The 16,441-nt window shown below is 59.0% G+C and carries 20 protein-coding genes and 1 pseudogene; 17 read left to right on the top strand and 4 right to left on the bottom strand.

Features of this window, described 5'->3' with window-relative positions; all coding sequences use genetic code 11:
• Nucleotides 1-710 (top strand): uracil-DNA glycosylase (locus tag EGI20_RS12365; RefSeq protein WP_498631806.1); only part of this gene is annotated, 710 nt, incomplete at its 5' end.
• Between the two features lie 78 nt (nt 711-788).
• On the opposite strand, the gene rpmG is transcribed toward EGI20_RS12365, so the two are convergent.
• Nucleotides 789-944, bottom strand: coding sequence for a 50S ribosomal protein L33 (gene rpmG, locus EGI20_RS12360; RefSeq protein ID WP_012696028.1), 156 nt, complete (start codon nt 942-944; stop codon nt 789-791).
• Nucleotides 945-959: 15 nt separating this feature from the next.
• Complete coding sequence (gene rpmB, locus EGI20_RS12355; RefSeq protein ID WP_124734789.1) at nt 960-1,193, bottom strand: 50S ribosomal protein L28; 234 nt, start codon at nt 1,191-1,193, stop codon at nt 960-962.
• Nucleotides 1,194-1,472: 279 nt separating this feature from the next.
• Between rpmB and pyrG the strand changes: the two genes are divergently transcribed.
• The 5 genes from pyrG to EGI20_RS12330 all read left to right on the top strand — a co-directional run bounded on the left by pyrG (nt 1,473) and on the right by EGI20_RS12330 (nt 7,550).
• Nucleotides 1,473-3,107, top strand: coding sequence for a CTP synthase (gene pyrG, locus EGI20_RS12350; protein WP_498631805.1), 1,635 nt, complete (start codon nt 1,473-1,475; stop codon nt 3,105-3,107).
• 55 nt (nt 3,108-3,162) lie between these two features.
• Entirely contained in the window at nt 3,163-4,014 is an 852-nt protein-coding gene (gene kdsA / locus EGI20_RS12345; RefSeq protein ID WP_498631803.1) for a 3-deoxy-8-phosphooctulonate synthase, read from the top strand.
• A 93-nt stretch (nt 4,015-4,107) separates the two neighbouring features.
• Entirely contained in the window at nt 4,108-5,391 is a 1,284-nt protein-coding gene (gene eno / locus EGI20_RS12340) for a phosphopyruvate hydratase (RefSeq protein WP_124734786.1), read from the top strand.
• 12 nt (nt 5,392-5,403) lie between these two features.
• Nucleotides 5,404-5,703 (top strand): cell division protein FtsB, encoded by a 300-nt coding sequence (gene ftsB, locus EGI20_RS12335; protein WP_498631801.1) that lies wholly within the window; start codon nt 5,404-5,406, stop codon nt 5,701-5,703.
• Between the two features lie 62 nt (nt 5,704-5,765).
• Nucleotides 5,766-7,550 carry a GGDEF domain-containing protein gene (locus EGI20_RS12330; protein ID WP_498631800.1) on the top strand — a complete coding sequence of 595 codons (1,785 nt, stop codon included), beginning with the start codon at nt 5,766-5,768 and terminating at the stop codon, nt 7,548-7,550.
• Between the two features lie 15 nt (nt 7,551-7,565).
• On the opposite strand, the gene EGI20_RS12325 is transcribed toward EGI20_RS12330, so the two are convergent.
• Together EGI20_RS12325 and EGI20_RS12320 are read right to left on the bottom strand one after the other, a co-directional pair.
• A complete protein-coding gene (locus EGI20_RS12325; protein ID WP_498631807.1) occupies nt 7,566-7,871 on the bottom strand; it encodes an RnfH family protein in 306 nt (101 codons plus the stop codon).
• Nucleotides 7,864-8,304: a type II toxin-antitoxin system RatA family toxin gene (locus tag EGI20_RS12320; protein ID WP_124734782.1), complete on the bottom strand. Its 441-nt coding sequence runs from the start codon at nt 8,302-8,304 to the stop codon at nt 7,864-7,866. Before EGI20_RS12320 ends, EGI20_RS12325 begins: the two co-directional genes overlap by 8 nt.
• 114 nt (nt 8,305-8,418) lie before the next feature.
• Between EGI20_RS12320 and smpB the strand changes: the two genes are divergently transcribed.
• The 11 genes and pseudogenes from smpB to EGI20_RS12265 form a co-directional block, all read left to right on the top strand.
• Nucleotides 8,419-8,895, top strand: coding sequence for an SsrA-binding protein SmpB (gene smpB / locus EGI20_RS12315; protein ID WP_124734781.1), 477 nt, complete (start codon nt 8,419-8,421; stop codon nt 8,893-8,895).
• A gap of 2 nt (nt 8,896-8,897) precedes the next feature.
• On the top strand, nt 8,898-9,242 hold the full coding sequence (locus tag EGI20_RS12310; protein ID WP_498631799.1) for a hypothetical protein: 345 nt from the start codon (nt 8,898-8,900) through the stop codon (nt 9,240-9,242).
• A gap of 25 nt (nt 9,243-9,267) precedes the next feature.
• Nucleotides 9,268-10,845 carry a glutamine-hydrolyzing GMP synthase gene (gene guaA / locus EGI20_RS12305; protein ID WP_498631797.1) on the top strand — a complete coding sequence of 526 codons (1,578 nt, stop codon included), beginning with the start codon at nt 9,268-9,270 and terminating at the stop codon, nt 10,843-10,845.
• Between the two features lie 123 nt (nt 10,846-10,968).
• A complete protein-coding gene (locus tag EGI20_RS12300) occupies nt 10,969-12,975 on the top strand; it encodes a hypothetical protein (protein ID WP_498631796.1) in 2,007 nt (668 codons plus the stop codon).
• Nucleotides 12,976-13,227: 252 nt separating this feature from the next.
• Nucleotides 13,228-13,545, top strand: coding sequence for an ElaB/YgaM/YqjD family protein (locus EGI20_RS12295; RefSeq protein ID WP_498631794.1), 318 nt, complete (start codon nt 13,228-13,230; stop codon nt 13,543-13,545).
• Nucleotides 13,546-13,548: 3 nt separating this feature from the next.
• The gene (locus tag EGI20_RS12290; protein ID WP_498631793.1) at nt 13,549-13,935 is read left to right on the top strand and encodes a phage holin family protein; all 387 of its coding nucleotides are present in this window, start codon (nt 13,549-13,551) and stop codon (nt 13,933-13,935) included.
• The gene (locus EGI20_RS12285; RefSeq protein WP_498631791.1) at nt 13,932-14,210 is read left to right on the top strand and encodes a hypothetical protein; all 279 of its coding nucleotides are present in this window, start codon (nt 13,932-13,934) and stop codon (nt 14,208-14,210) included. Before EGI20_RS12290 ends, EGI20_RS12285 begins: the two co-directional genes overlap by 4 nt.
• A gap of 75 nt (nt 14,211-14,285) precedes the next feature.
• Nucleotides 14,286-15,020 carry a tRNA adenosine(34) deaminase TadA gene (gene tadA / locus EGI20_RS12280; protein WP_498631789.1) on the top strand — a complete coding sequence of 245 codons (735 nt, stop codon included), beginning with the start codon at nt 14,286-14,288 and terminating at the stop codon, nt 15,018-15,020.
• Nucleotides 15,017-15,649 (top strand): L,D-transpeptidase family protein, encoded by a 633-nt coding sequence (locus tag EGI20_RS12275; protein ID WP_498631788.1) that lies wholly within the window; start codon nt 15,017-15,019, stop codon nt 15,647-15,649. The genes tadA and EGI20_RS12275 overlap by 4 nt, the downstream gene beginning before the upstream one ends.
• Nucleotides 15,646-16,047, top strand: coding sequence for a DUF2721 domain-containing protein (locus tag EGI20_RS12270; RefSeq protein ID WP_124734773.1), 402 nt, complete (start codon nt 15,646-15,648; stop codon nt 16,045-16,047). Before EGI20_RS12275 ends, EGI20_RS12270 begins: the two co-directional genes overlap by 4 nt.
• A gap of 140 nt (nt 16,048-16,187) precedes the next feature.
• A pseudogene (locus EGI20_RS12265) lies at nt 16,188-16,441 on the top strand (circularly permuted type 2 ATP-grasp protein); the annotation flags it as partial.

The raw sequence follows: 16,441 nt of genomic DNA, 5'->3' as shown, positions 1-16,441 counted from the left end.
AAGCCGCCCCTGCACTGCAGGCAGATTCGCTACCGGCAAGTACGCCCGCCACGACCATACCTCAGCCAGCCGCCCCCCAAAACACGATTCTGCCCACGGCCTTGCCGGTGCATGCAGTCGCCCTGCACAATACAAAAAACCTGCAAGGTTTAAGCTTGAGCGAACTCAAGGCAGAGGTCGCCCGCTGCCAGGACTGCAGGCTTAGCAACACGCGTAACCAGACTGTATTCGGTAGCGGCAGCCCACAGGCACGCTGGCTGTTTATTGGCGAGGCGCCCGGAGAAAACGAGGATTTGCAGGGCGAGGCTTTTGTCGGCGCAGCCGGCATGCTGCTCAACAATATATTGCAGGCGGCCGGGCTGGATCGCGAACACGATGTCTATATCACCAACATCCTGAAGTGCCGTCCGCCGATCAACCGCAACCCGCAAGCCGATGAAGTTGCCGCCTGTCAGGTTTATCTGGCCGCCCAGATCGCCTTGCTCAAACCCGAACTGATTGTGACGCTGGGGCGTTTTGCCAGCCAGACCTTGTTGCAAAGCAAGGCCAGCATCGGCCAGCTTCGCGGGCAGGTGCACGACTATCAGGGCATCCCCTTGGTTGCCAGCCTGCATCCGGCCTATCTGCTGCGTAACCCGCAGGAAAAAGCTGCCGTATGGCGCGATCTGCTACTGGCCAAAAAGACATTGCAGGCAGCCAATAAAGACTGAGCAGGAAATACAGATAAAAAAAACCCTTCGCCGTGCACCAGCGAAGGGTTCTTTACGATCAAGTCAAAGATATCAAGCTTACTTAAGCTTGGTTTCCTTGTAGATCACATGCTTGCGGACAACAGGATCAAATTTCTTGATCTCCATTTTCTCAGGCATAGTGCGCTTGTTCTTGGTCGTGGTGTAAAAGTGGCCAGTGCCAGCAGTCGATTCGAGCTTGATCTTGTCGCGCATGATGATCCTTCGCTATCAGATTTCGCCGCGCGCACGCAGATCGGCCAGAACGGATTCGATACCGTTCTTGTCGATGGTACGCAGGGCTGCATTGGAAACGCGCAGGCGCACCCAACGGTTTTCGCTTTCGACCCAGAACTTGCGGTACTGCAGGTTCGGCAGAAAACGACGTTTCGTCTTGTTATTGGCGTGGGAAACATTGTTCCCGGTCATCGGACGTTTGCCGGTGACTTTGCATACTCGCGCCATGGTTAATCACTCCCAAAACCGGTAAAGACCGGCTTTATATCATAAAAACAAGCAGATAAGCAAGCTAGATGGCGGACAACAAGGGGCGAGCCCCGGTCCGCACAAAACCGGCAGCCATTTTAACGGATTTAACTAAGAGCGCCAGCAGTTTTTTCCGGCAAAACAGCCGATTTGCATTTTACCCGTACCAACGACAAGCATAACAAGAGTTCTGAATAGCGTGTTCATTTGTGGCGCGATTCAGGTTAAAATCCCGGATTCCCACAGAGTAGTACTCCCATGACCAAGTACATCTTCGTGACCGGTGGCGTCGTATCTTCCCTGGGCAAGGGCATTGCTGCTGCGTCTATCGCTGCTATCCTCGAATCGCGCGGGCTCAAAGTCACCATGCTTAAGCTCGACCCATATATCAACGTCGACCCGGGCACCATGAGCCCGTTCCAGCACGGTGAAGTCTTCGTGACCGAAGACGGCGCCGAAACCGACCTTGACCTCGGCCATTACGAGCGTTTTATCCGCTCGCGCATGAAAAAAAGCAATAACTTCACATCCGGCCAGGTATACGAATCCGTGATCGCCAAAGAACGTCGCGGCGACTATCTGGGCGGTACGGTGCAGGTGATTCCGCACATTACCGATGAAATCAAGCACAAGGTACGCGAAGGCGCCGGCGACGTAGACGTTGCCATCGTCGAAATCGGCGGCACCGTCGGTGATATCGAATCGCTGCCCTTCCTGGAAGCCATCCGCCAGATGCGCTCCAATCTGGGCCGCAAGAACACGATGTATGTGCACCTGTCTTATGTGCCGTATATCGCCACGGCCGGCGAAATCAAGACCAAGCCGACCCAGCACTCGGTGAAAGAGTTGCGCGAAATCGGCATCCAGCCGGACATCCTGCTGTGCCGTATGGATCGCGAACTGCCGGAAGACGAAAAGCGCAAGATCGCGCTGTTCTGCAACGTAGAAGAAAACGCCGTCATCGGCTGCTACGATGCCGACTCCATCTATAAAGTGCCGTCCATGCTGCACAACCAGGGCATAGACGACATCATCTGCGAACACTTGCAGCTGGATCTCCCTAAAGCCGACCTGTCGGCCTGGGACAATATCATTGATGCCATCGAGCACCCGGAACACGCGATCAAAATCGCCATGGTCGGCAAATATGTCGACCTGACCGAGTCGTACAAATCGCTGTCCGAAGCGCTCAAGCATGCCGGCATCCACAACCATACCCAGGTCGACATCGTTTACATCGACTCGGAAGAACTCGAGCGCGAAGGTGTGGCCTCCTTGCAGGGTATGGATGCGATTCTGGTACCGGGCGGTTTCGGCAAACGCGGCGTGGAAGGCAAGATTCTGGCGGTGAAATATGCCCGCGAGAATAATATCCCTTATCTGGGCATTTGCCTGGGCATGCAGATAGCACTGATCGAATACGCGCGCGACGTAGCAGGCATGACCGGCGCCAACTCGACCGAGTTTGATCTTGCGACCGACTACCCGGTGGTGGCTCTGATCGACGAGTGGGTCAACCACGACGGCAAGATCGAAACCCGCGACGAAAACTCCAATCTGGGCGGCACCATGCGTCTGGGCGGACAAGCGTGCGAACTGGCCGCCGGCTCGCTGGCTGCAACCGTTTACGGTGCCAGCGAAATCACCGAACGCCATCGCCACCGCTACGAAGTCAATAACTACTATGTACCGCGTCTGGAAGCAGCCGGCCTGAGTATCAGCGGCCGTTCGGCCGGTCACGAGAAGCTGGTGGAAACCATCGAGCTGAAGAACCATCGCTGGTTCTTCGCTTGCCAGTTCCACCCGGAGTTCACCTCCACGCCACGTGACGGCCATCCGCTGTTCAGCGCCTATGTGAAGGCAGCCCTCGGCTACCAGGCCGAAAAAGCCTGATTTGTACCGAAACCGGGGCGGCAATACCCGCCCCGGTATTTCGAGGAGAAACAGCATGCAACTCACCGGATTTGAAGTCGGCTTAAACCACCCCCTGTTTCTGATTGCCGGCCCTTGCGTGATCGAGAGCGAACAAATGGCGATCGATACCGCCGGCGCGCTCAAGGAAATCACCCAAGAGCTGGGCATTCCGTTTATTTACAAATCCAGCTTCGACAAGGCCAACCGCTCGTCCGGTACCTCGTTCCGCGGTCTTGGCATGGAAGAAGGCCTGCGCATTCTGGCCGAAGTCAAACGCCAGATCGGCGTACCTGTGCTGACCGACGTACACAACGAATACGAAGTGCCGCATGTCGCCGCCGTGGTCGATGTGCTGCAAACTCCTGCTTTCCTGGCTCGCCAGACAGACTTTATCCGCGCCGTCGCGATCAGCGGCAAGCCGGTCAATATCAAGAAGGGCCAGTTTATGGCACCGGGCGATATGAAGCATGTGCTGGACAAGGCGCGTGACGCGGCGCTGGCAGCCGGCCTGTCGGCCGACCGCTTTATGGCATGCGAACGCGGCGCCTCCTTCGGTTACAACAATCTGGTGTCCGATATGCGCTCGCTCGCCATCATGCGCGAGACCGGCTGCCCGGTCGTGTATGACGCCACCCACTCGGTGCAATTGCCCGGCGGTCAGGGCAGCTCGTCCGGCGGCCAGCGCGAGTTTGTACCGGTACTGGCACGTGCCGCCGTCGCTGCAGGTGTGGCCGGCATCTTTATGGAAACGCATCCCAACCCGTGCGAAGCCCTGTCGGATGGCCCGAATGCCTGGCCACTGGGACGCATGAAGGAGCTGCTGACCACGCTGCGTGATATCGACACCTTGGTCAAGGCAACGCCTTGGCCCGAGCATTCGCTCTGACAATAAAAGCTTGAAACGCTCGGCCAGACATCTGTCTGGCCGAAGCTTTAACTGGTAAGAATCAACCACTGCAATGGAAATAGGGGATACACCATGAGTTCGATCATCGATGTCATCGCACGCGAAATTCTGGATTCGCGCGGCAACCCGACAGTCGAGTGTGACGTACTGCTTGAGTCTGGCGTAATGGGACGCGCTGCCGTTCCCTCCGGCGCCTCCACCGGCGAAAAGGAAGCACTGGAGCTGCGTGATGGCGACAAGGGTCGCTACTTCGGCAAGGGCGTACTCAAGGCCGTTGAAAACATCAACACCGAAATCTGTGAAGCCATTATCGGTCTGGATGGCTCGGATCAGGCTTTCATCGACCGCACCCTGATCGAGCTGGACGGCACCGAAACTAAAGGCCGTCTGGGCGCCAATGCCATGCTGGCCGTATCCATGGCAGTCGCCCGCGCTGCCGCCGAAGATGCCGGCCTGCCGCTTTACCGCTATCTGGGCGGTGCCGGTCCGATGGCGCTGCCCGTACCGATGATGAACGTCATCAATGGCGGCGCACACGCCAACAACACGCTGGACATCCAGGAATTCATGATTATCCCGGTCGGTGCCAGCACCTTCCGTGAAGCGCTGCGTTGCGGCGCCGAAGTGTTCCATACCCTGAAAAAGCTGTGCGACAGCAAGGGCTATGCCACGACCGTGGGTGATGAAGGCGGCTTTGCCCCTAACCTGGAAAGCCATGAAGACGCCATCAAGCTGATTCTGGAAGCCATCGATGCCGCCGGCTATGTCGCCGGGCAAGACGTGGTACTGGCACTGGATTGCGCCTCCAGCGAATTCTACCGTGACGGTCGTTACCACCTGACCGCCGAAGGCCTGTCGCTGAGCTCGGCCGAGTTTGCCGACTATCTGGCACGCCTGGCCGACACCTACCCTATCATCTCGATCGAAGACGGCATGAGCGAACACGACTGGGATGGCTGGAAGATTCTGACCCAGCGTCTGGGCGAGCGCATCCAGCTGGTCGGCGACGATGTCTTCGTCACCAACCCGGCCATTCTGGCGCAAGGCATTCAGGGCGGCGTCGCCAACTCGCTGCTGGTCAAGGTCAATCAGATCGGCACCCTGTCCGAGACACTGAAAGCCGTCGATCTGGCCAAGCGTTCGCGCTACACCAGCGTGATGAGCCACCGCTCGGGCGAAACCGAAGACAGCACCATTGCTGACCTCGCGGTTGCCACCAACTGCATGCAGATCAAGACCGGCTCGCTGTCGCGCTCTGACCGCATGGCCAAGTACAACCAGTTGCTGCGCATCGAAGAAGAACTGGGTGATGCCGCCTGGTACCCGGGCCGTGCCGCTTTTTACAATCTGAAATAAACCGGAAATATCATGCGTGCTCTGACCCTGACGCTGGTCATCCTGATTGCAGCTCTGCAATGGCCGTTATGGCTGGGCAAGGGTAGCTGGCTCAGGGTCTGGCAGCTTGATAAGCAAGTGCAAGAGCAGAAGGAGGTCAACGTCAAGCTGGCCATCCGCAATACAGCACTGGATGCAGAAGTGCGGGATCTCAAGCAAGGTTCGGCCGCAATTGAAGAGCGTGCACGAAATGAGCTTGGCATGATCCGTTCAGGTGAGGTATTTTTCCAGCTACTGGATCATGCCGATAACAAAATCGGCACGCCACACTAAGCACAAACGCATTCTTAACTGTAAGCGATATGGCTGTTCAACAACGTAAACGGGCTTGGCCGATGACCACACAAAACCCGACCGATCTTGCCCGAGAGACCCTTAAGCAGCTGGCCAGTCGCCAGCTGCTGCCTACGCCGCACAACTTCTCGCGCATCTATGCCGAAGTCTCCGGCGATGAGACATCAGGCAAACACCGCCTGGCCGAACTGATGACTCAGGCGTTTACCAGCCTGACGCCGCAGAACCACAGCTACCGGCTGGGACTGGCACGCCTGAATAAAGCGCTGGATGACGAAGCGTGGGAACAGGTTCCACAGCAATGCATAGACCTGATCACCCTGCATCTGCGCGAACGCGAACTGGCCGACAGCTGGGGCAACCTGATCCTGTCCTTGTTGCGCCAATGGGAAATACGCCACCCCGATCTGTCACAGAACTACAAGCAAAGTGCGCTTGAGCGCCTGGTCATCAATTTCGGCAATCAGCCCGAAGCGCTCAATGAAAAGCTGCACAAATTATTGCAAGACTGGAGCCGCGGCCAGTGCGAGGCCCCCCCTGCCGAAGAGCCTGCAGCCACCCGTGAACAACCGGATATGGCCCCCGCGGATGGCCATGCTGGTCTGAGCAATGCCCTGATGCTGACACTCAAGTACGGCGTAGAGCCGCGCCTGGTGCACTATCCGGATCTGCTGCAAAGTTATGAGCCATTACTGCAACAACTGACCGAACTGGATGATAGCGCCGCAGCCAGACTGGCTTTTAGCGCCCAGCTACGCGCCTTCCTGATCAAGCTTGAACTGCAAAGCCAGCAAGATGAGCGTCTGGTAACCGGCCTGAGCAATCTGTTGCGCCTGCTGCTGCAGAATATCGCCGAGCTGCATGGCTCGGACAGCTATCTGGTCGGGCAAATAGCCTGCCTGCAGGACATGCTGAGTGCGCCCTTGCAATCGGTACAGCAGATCTATCCGCTGGAGGCCAAATTAAAAGAAGTCATCCACCAGCAAGGTCTATTGAAAAGCTCGCTGGATGAAGCGGCCAACTCATTGCGTGCGCTGCTGGGTTCATTCCTCAGCCAATTGTCGCAAATGAGCAATGAAACCGAGGTTTTTCAGGGGCGCATTGCCAGCTATAGCGGCAAACTGCAGCACGCAGCCAGCCTCACCGAGGTCAGGCATATCGCTGATGAGCTGTCCCAGGACACCGATACCATGCAGCACACGCTGCAACACTCGCGGGCCGCCTTGCTGGCAGCACAAGGCGAAGTGGAAAACGCCCAGCAACGTATTGCCGACCTGGAGCAGGCACTGGAGAGCGCCAGCTCCAAAGTCAAAGAAGACCCGCTGACCGGTGCCTATAACCGGCGCGGACTGGACGAACACTTCGCCCGCGAACTCAGCCGGGCCGAGCGCACCGGCTCGCCGTTATCGGTAGCTTTGCTGGATGTGGACAACTTCAAGCAACTGAATGACAAATACGGCCATCTGGCCGGCGACCATGCCTTGCGCTTTCTGGTCGATGCCATCCGCCAGTTGCTGCGCCCATCCGATATCTGTGCCCGCTTTGGCGGGGACGAATTCATCATTTTGCTGGCAGACACACCGCATGATGAAGCCGTACAGACCATACAACGCCTGCAACGCGAACTGACCCGCAGCTTTTTCCTCACCAATAACGAGCGCCTGATCATTACCTTCAGCGCCGGCGTCGCCTTATGGCATTTGGGGGAAAGGGATTGCGACGTAATCGACCGCGCCGACCGGGCCATGTATCAGGCCAAGTTAAACGGCAAGAACCGCACGGTATCGGCGGAAAACAGCGCCGAGCCCGCCGCTGTCCTCGCCTGAACATCAGGACGGCTGTCAGCCGCCTTTTTTCATGACCTTGCCCGCCTCGGCACGAGCGCGGCGCACCGCCTTGGGGTCGGCCAGTAGCGGGCGGTAGATTTCCACTCTGTCCTTGGCCCGCAGCACGGTATCGGGCTTGACCGCTTTGCTGAAGATGCCGAGTTTCAGGCTGGACGCATCCGGCAAGTGATCGGGAAAAGCCTCAAGCACCCCAGAACGCAACACGGCATCCAGTGCGCTCGCACCTTGTGCCAGCTTGAGTGTGACCAGCATCTGGCGCTCAGGCAGGGCAAATACCACCTCGACTTCTATTTCACTCATCATCGCCATAGACCCGATCTGCTTCCTTGATAAAGGCATCAACCAGCGTACCGGTCACATGGCCGAAGACCGGCCCGATCACCTTCTCCAACAGCGTACTGGAAAACTCGTAGTGCAGGCGAAACTCGACCTTGCAGCCAAAGTCGCCCAAGGGCGAAAAAGACCAGCCCCCATGCAGGGACTTGAATGGCCCGTCGACCAGCTCCATCGAAATCGACGCCGGTGCCTGGTGCAGATTGCGGGTGGTGAAGTGTTGACGCACTTTGAGATAATCGATGTGCAGGCTGGCAAGCAGATGCTCGCCGTCGTAATCAACGACTTCGGCGTGGCTGCACCAGGGCAGGAAACGGGGATAATGCGCAAAGTCGGACACCAGCGCATACATTTGCTCGGGCGTATGCGCCACGAGAACTTTTTTTTCGACGGCCTGCATGAATCGTACGGGATTTTTAAAGCGCCACAATACACGAAGCGCGGCAAGCGCGACAAGACATGCTCCAGACAGCAGACGGCGCTAAATTTTGGCACAGCCGCCTGATCTGTTAAAATGGCGGATTCCGAAAGGCAGATACGTATGAGCATCATCCAGAACCGCAAAGCCTTCCACGACTACTTCATCGAAGAACAACTCGAGGCCGGACTCGTACTGGAAGGCTGGGAAGTCAAGGCCATCCGCGCCGGCCGCGTGCAGATCAAGGAAAGTTACGTCGTCTGGCAGAACGGTGCGTTCTGGCTGATCGGCTGCCACATCACCGCCCTGCAGTCGGCCTCGACCCACGTCAAGCCCGACCCGGTCAGAAGCCGCAAGCTATTGATGTCGCAAACCCAGATGGACCGTTTCATCGGTAAAGTCGAGCGCGCCGGTTACACCATGGTCGCGCTTGACCTGCACTACACCCGCGGCAATATCAAGGTGCAGGTCGGCCTGGCCAAGGGTAAAAAGCAGCACGACAAACGCGATAGCGAAAAAGACCGCGAATGGCAGCGTGAAAAACAGCGCATCGTTAAAGAGAACAGGCGTTAACCATGCGGCCCGGTGCAACTTTCCCGCTGATCCTGATTCTGCTGGGTAGCCTGTGGTTTTTGCACAGTACCGCCCTGCTGCCGGACAGCCACACCGTGCTGGCCCTGCTTCTGGCCGGCACCGGTTTTGCGCTGCTGTTCATCGACGGCTTCAACAAAAGCACCCTGGTCAGTTGCCCTTTGCTGGTTTACGCCGGCGCAGCCGTCTGGCTCTACCATGAAACGATACTGCGCCTGTCCCATGTCCTGTCGCTGGGCATGGTGCTGGCCGGCTTGCTGCTACTGATCGCGCGCAGTCACCACATACCCGAAAAAAGCCAGGGGCTAGGCCGGCATGATGCCTCCTAGCCCCTCACTACACCCAAGGACCGCCATGGACAAGATCCTCATCCTCGACTTCGGCTCGCAAGTCTCCCAGCTGATTGCCCGCCGCGTACGCGAAGCCCATGTGTATTGCGAACTGCATTCGTTCGATATGCCCATGGATGAAATCCGCGCCTTCGCCCCGAAAGCCATCATCCTCTCCGGTGGCCCTAACTCGGTATACGAATCCGACTACCAGGCAGATCCGGCGCTGTTCGAACTGGGCATTCCGGTATTGGGCATCTGCTACGGCATGCAGTGGATGGCACAAACGCTGGGTGGCAAGGTTGAAGCAGGCGATACCCGCGAATTCGGTTATGCCGAAATCAAGGCACGCCACCACTCCAAGCTGTTTGAAGGCTTGCAAGACCGCATCGACGACGCCGGCAACGGCTACCTCGATGTATGGATGAGCCATGGCGACAAGGTGTCCAGCCTGCCTGCCGGCTTCCATATGATTGCCGAAACGCCATCCTGCCCGGTCGCCGCCATGGCTGACGAGGATCGTGGTTTCTACGGCGTGCAGTTCCACCCGGAAGTCACCCACACCAAGCGCGGCAGCGAAATGATCCACCGCTTCGTGCTGATGGTCGCCGGTGCCAAGCCATCGTGGACCATGCCCAACTACATCGAAGAAGCGGTGCAGAAGATCCGCGAGCAAGTCGGTGACGAAGAAGTCATTCTCGGCCTGTCCGGCGGTGTCGATTCGTCGGTGGCCGCCGCGCTGATCCATCGCGCCATCGGCGACCAGCTCACCTGCGTCTTCGTCGACCATGGCCTGTTGCGCCTGAACGAAGGACAGATGGTGATGGAAATGTTCGCGCAGAACTTGGGCGTGAAAGTCATCCGCGTCGATGCCGCCGAACAGTTCATGGACAAGCTGGCCGGTGAAAGCGATCCGGAGAAAAAGCGCAAGATCATCGGCGGCGAGTTCGTCGAGGTGTTCCAGCGCGAATCGGACAAGCTGGTCAACGCCAAGTGGCTGGCACAGGGCACCATCTACCCTGACGTGATCGAATCGGCCGGCGCCAAGACCAAGAAGGCGCACAGCATCAAGAGCCACCACAACGTCGGCGGCCTGCCGGAAGACATGCAGCTCAAGCTGCTGGAGCCGCTGCGCGACCTGTTCAAGGACGAAGTGCGCCAGCTGGGCGTCGCCCTCGGCCTGCCACACGATATGGTCTATCGCCACCCGTTCCCGGGCCCGGGTCTGGGCGTGCGCATCCTAGGCGAAGTGAAGATGGAGTTCGCCGACCTGCTGCGCCGTGCCGACGCGATCTTTATCGAAGAGCTGCGCAATACCGTCGACGAGAAGACCGGCAAAAACTGGTACGAGCTGACCAGTCAGGCCTTCGCCGTATTCCTGCCGGTCAAATCGGTAGGCGTGATGGGCGACGGCCGCACCTACGACTACGTCGTGGCACTGCGCGCAGTGGTCACCAGCGACTTCATGACCGCACACTGGGCCGAACTGCCTTACAGCCTGCTGGGTCGCGTCTCCAACCGCATCATCAACGAAGTGCGCGGCATCAACCGCGTCTGCTACGACGTCTCCGGCAAGCCGCCGGCAACGATCGAGTGGGAGTGATGCCTGCGATGGCTGCTTCAGTTTTCGGAACAGTCTGAGCAATTCAAAGCCCGCGCGTTGCGCGGGCTTTTTTTGTTCTGATCTGGGATGATCATCCGCAATCAGCGATGACAAGGCCACAACATGGATCTTCAGCAATTCAGGAAACTGGCCGACGCGGCCCTCTCGACGACATACGGCGCGGAGCCGGCAGAGGGCGATGAAGACTACGCGAACATCCGCGGCGCTTTTAGCACCGGACTCTTTGACGCCGCCTTGACCTGCCATGAACTACGCACCGACCTGATCCGCGAGCACGTCGTGCTGGATGCCTCACTCGACCCCTATTACAAAATCCTGTCCATCCTGTGCGATGCACTGAGGGCACCCGCCGGCGACCTGGCGGCCGCCGAAGGCGACTGGAGTCTTGCCGTACTGGCCGCCTGCCGAGCCTCCCGAGACGCCCGATGGAACCCCGACCCGCAACAGCATCACCGCGAACTCGCCGTCGCCCGTGCCGCACGCAGGCTCAAGGATCAGGGCTACGCCATCCGCCTTGCGCCCGGCTGGATCAGCCTTGAAGACTGTGCCGAAACAGCGCTGCTCGCCGAGGTCGAACGACTGGCGGCCGGTATCGGCGGGCTCAATCTGGCCCGCAGCCTCTTCGCAGCCCTCGCCCCAAGCTACGACGCGACCATGCAGCGCTATCATCTGATCCCCGGTGTTTCCGCCCGGCCGCTGTTCCCGTGGGGCTACCTGCTGCAGTTAGCGGTCAAGCACTTCTTGCACCCGCCGAACGAGCGGAACACCCAAGAGAACTGGGAGCGCTTGCTCGAGCAGATCACCGACTACACGGCAGTCATCGATGTTCAGCCCTATGTCCTAGGCGAGGCCTTACTCTTAATACCCGAACAACTGCTAAAGCATCTGCAGGATCTCGCGCTGTACGACACCCTATTCCGCTTCCCGCAACTGCGCCCGAGCGACGCCGCCCGTCTGTGCCAAGGACTACTGGGATTTCTCGACCCGACACTCACCACGCCAGACGGCTGGTGCATCGCACACGCAGTGGATGTGGTCGATGCGCTGTTTACCCTGACGCCGGACGTACGCGGCCCGGTCACTGTCAGCTGCGATGCGCTCTGCCGCGCCCTGCCCCACGTCCCGCCCGACGAAGTCCGCCTCCTGCTGGAGCAGGTGCTCAGCCATCCGGCGGGCGGTGCCAACCAAGAGTTCAGCAATCCAACGTCTGCGCTTGGCACCGACTTCCACAGCCGCCCGCTACTGCACATCGCTAATGGCCGCTTCCTTATGATCGATCGCTCGGTCTGTGCCGCCGCCTGTATAGAAGCCTTGCTCGCACCCCTGCGCCTACATGTTAAGGGATTGGACGACAAGGCGGGCAAGCAGGCGGAACGCTTTCTGGAGGCCGAGTTCTCTGCCCACGGAGTCACACCGCATCACGGCGAGTACAAGATGATTGACTCAGCAAACAATGCTGCAAGCGATTGCGATCTCGTCATCGAAACAACGGAAAAAATCGTATTTCTCGAGCTGAAGAAAAAAGCGCTGACCCGCAAGGCTAGAGTAGCAAACGCAGAGGCTCTGCTGATCGACCTTGCACAAAGTCTGGTTCACGCCCAGGAACAGGCCGGCAAACATGAGCAACGCTTGCGGTTACACGATCACATTGCGCTCGAGCATGAAGGACAGACCTATCAGTTGTTCAAGAAGTCGCGCAGTATCGAACGCCTGGCCATCACCCTGTTCGACTACGGCGGCTTTCAGGACCGCGCCTTGATTGTGCAACTGATGGAGATCCTGCCCCATCTGGTTTTTTCACGGAACAGCCAGACACCCGAGGATATGGAGCTCGACAAGAAACTCAAGGCGCTCAACCAGAAGCTGGACAAGCTCCGCCAGCAGCTTGAAGAGTTGCCGACAGGCCCTCTCCATCCCGCCCCTAGGCTCGAGCACTGCTGGTTTTTGAGCGTGCCGCAACTGCTCGTTCTGCTCGACGAGGTAACAGATGCAGAGAGCTTCTGGACGGCACTCAAGCAGACCCGCAGCTACACTACTGGCGTACGCGATTTTTACTACAATCTCGCCAGCATGAGGGGGATACGCTCAGCAGCGGCTGAATTGCAATAGCGACATGGTGTAACCCGCCTGAAGTCCCCGCGGCAAGTTCTCCAACCGGCCGAAAGAATGAGTGAGCCTCTTAAGAGGGCACCTCTTTGCTGGACTTCTTGCTGTGCGTCTCTGTCCCGGATCAAAAAAAGACACATTTTTCCAGCCGAAGCAGATCAAAGGCATTAACATGATAGTTCATGCTTGCAAACACCATGTTTGCCAGCTACTGTTTTAGCTCGTTCCGTTCCGACTACTGCACAGGAGATCGTCATGGCTGACAACAACACCCTCAACGCCGACAAAGAGCAACTGCTGGACGAAGTACGCAGCGTACTCAACAACACCGAAGAGCTGCTGGCATCGGCCGGTGACAACGGCAGTGAAAAGGCGCGTGAACTGAACCTCAAGCTGCAGAACAACCTCAAGCTGGCCAAGTCGCGCCTGCTGGACGCAGAAAAGGTAGCACGCGGCCGCGCCAAGGAAGCGGCTAAGGCCACCGACCACTACGTCCATGAAAACCCATGGAAGGCCATCGGCATCACGGCCGCCGTCGCCTTTCTGCTCGGCCTGCTGGTTTCACGCCGCTAAGGCATGGCAGGCCCACGTACCGCACGTCCGGGCAGCCTGCGCTCCATGCTGGAAGCGCTGGTTGCCTTGCTGTTTACCCGTGCCGAGCTGATGCGCATCGAGGTGGAAGAGCAGCAGGAAAGGCTGGTGGCCAATATCATGCTGCTGGCCGCTGCCGTCATCCTGTTCTTTATCGCCATCATCACCCTGCTGCTGTTTATCATGCTGGTGCTGCCGGAGTCGGCCCGGGTAATGGCGGCCGGCCTGATGGCGCTGGGCTTCTTTGTCGCCGCCCTATTGCTCTTGCTGCAGCTTAAGCGGCGCATGGCGCATGCACCCAAGGCGTTTGCCCTGACGATGGCTGAAGTCAAGAAAGACTGGCATGCGGTGTCGGGCAAGGAGTCGCCATGAAGCGGCATGAGCGCGAGCTGAAAAAGCAGCTGTTGCTGATCAAGGGCGAGGCGCTGCGTACCCGGCTGGAGCTGGAAACATCGCAATGGAAAAACCCGCTGCAGTTGGCCAAGGGCGGTGTCTCGGCACTGCTTGGCAGCTCGCGCGGCCTCAAGGCTGGCGTTGCGTTCACGGCGCTGGTTTTTCCCAAGCTGGCACAAAAAAGCCTGTTTAAACGCCTGCTGGGGCTGACCCTTGCCGCTGTGGCCATCCGCCGCTGGCTGATGCGCCGCTAATTCTCAAGGCGGCTGTCCCATCCCGATCAGGCCACCGTATAATGGTGGCCTCGTTTTTTGCCTGCCCTCAGCCCTGTGAGCTCTGCCCTGACCACCCCGCCCTTGCCCCCTGCCACCCTTAGCCAACTGGCGGCATTGGGCATCTGCAGCCGCGAAGAGCTTGCGCAAACCGGTGTGGTCAATGCTTTTTTACAGCTCAAGGCCGGTGGCCACGATGCCGGCAAGCGCGTGCTGTATGCGCTGGAAGCCGCACGGCGCGGCGTGCACTGGAAAGCCTTGAGTCCAAGCGACCACTCCGCTTTACTCGAGGCGCTGGCTGCACACCCTCCGGTAAAAAGCCGGCCGCCAGCGAACGAGCTTGCCGTGTATATGGAAGCGGCACTGGCACTGGCTGCACAGGCGGCGCAGCAAGGCGAAGTGCCGGTCGGTGCCGTGGTCGTCAAGGACGGCCACATCATCGGCCGTGGCTGCAACAGCCCTATCGCCCGTTGCGACCCCACTGCCCATGCCGAAATGCTGGCGCTACGCGAAGCGGCCAGCCATTTGGGCAACTACCGGCTGGATGGCTGTGATCTGTATGTGACGCTCGAGCCTTGCGCCATGTGCGCCGGCGCCATCATGCAGGCACGTATCGCGCGTCTGGTCTATGGCGCTCACGAGGCCAAAACCGGTGCAGCCGGCAGCGTCACCGACCTGTTTGCCCTCAAGACACTCAACGCCCATACCGCAGTATTTTCCGGCGTCGATGACGCACGCTGCGCACACCAGCTATCGGCCTTTTTCGCGCAACTGCGCCACAGGCGCATATGAAGCCATACCCTATCCCTCTGCTGCTGTTATGTGCCGGCCTGCTGTCGGCTTGCGCCACGACGCAGCACATGCCGGCCACGCCACCCGCCCCTGCCCGCGTGCAAGACGGCCTCTACCCCAACCCGAAAACACCCGGCCAGCCATGGATACGGGTAGACAACCAAAAGCAGAGCCTGACGCTGTTTGATGCCGCAGGGCGGGAAATGCGGCACTACACCGTCTCGACTGCCAAAAACGGACTGGGGGAAAAGGTGGGCAGCCTGCAAACCCCGCGTGGCTGGCACAAGGTGTGCGACAAGATAGGCGAAGCAGCCGGCGAGAACACCATTATTTACCGGCGCGCTATCACGCCATGGCAGTACACGCCGGCCCTGCATGCCGAGCACCCGGACAAGGACTGGATACTGACGCGCATTTTGTGGCTGTGCGGCATGGAGCCCGGACGCAATCAGGGCGGCGATGTCGACAGCTATGAGCGCGCCATCTATATCCACGGCGCGGGCAGCCATGTGCCTTGGGGCAAGCCCAGCTCACGCGGCTGTGTGCGCATGAAAAGCCCGGATGTGATCGAACTGTTCCGGCTCGTGCCGCTGGGCACCGATGTTTTGATAGAGGAAACCACTGGATGATTCTGGATTTAACCACGCCCGGCCTGCTGTTCCCGGCCATTTCCTTGCTGCTGCTGGCCTATACCAACCGCTTTTTGGGGCTGGCGGCCACCATACGCAATCTGTACAACGACTATCGGCGGGCACCCGACCCCAAGATTTTGCTGCAGATCTCCAGCCTCAGGCGCCGGGTATGGCTGATCCAGCAAATGCAGTTTCTTGGCGTCGCCAGCCTGTTTCTGTGTGTTGTCGCCATGCTCAAGATCTATCTGGGCTGGGAAACGCTGGCTCACTACAGCTTCGGTGCCAGCCTCGCGCTCATGATCGCCTCGCTGGGCGTCTCCTTGCTGGAGCTCAAACTGTCGTCCGGTGCACTGAACATTCTGCTGGCCGATATCGAGGACACCCGCCGCCGCTGATGCGGTGCGCCGCAGTGGTGCACATGCCTTGCCATGCACCACTATCGCCCCCTCTGTCTGTCTACGATGTGCTTTAACCCGGCCAATAGCTGGCATGGCGCTTGCTGAACTCCCAGTCAAGAGCCTACCGGGAGCACACCATGCACGCGCTGACCCTGCCCGAGCCCGGGCATCACGATGAAATGCTGCTATCCAGCGGTGCGGTACGCAGCCATTACCAGCACTTTGCCAACTGGCTGCAGGCCCAGCCTCCTGAAATGCTGGCGCGAAAACGGGAAGAAGCCAACCAGCTCTTCCATCGCGTCGGTATCACCTTCGCCGTCTACGGTGACGACTCCGGCGCCGAGCGCCTGATTCCGTTCGATACCATCCCGCGTGTCATCCCGGCAGCAGA

This window comes from Aquitalea sp. S1-19 (genome assembly GCF_024343515.1).
This window is presented reverse-complemented; position numbering and strand designations above follow the sequence as displayed.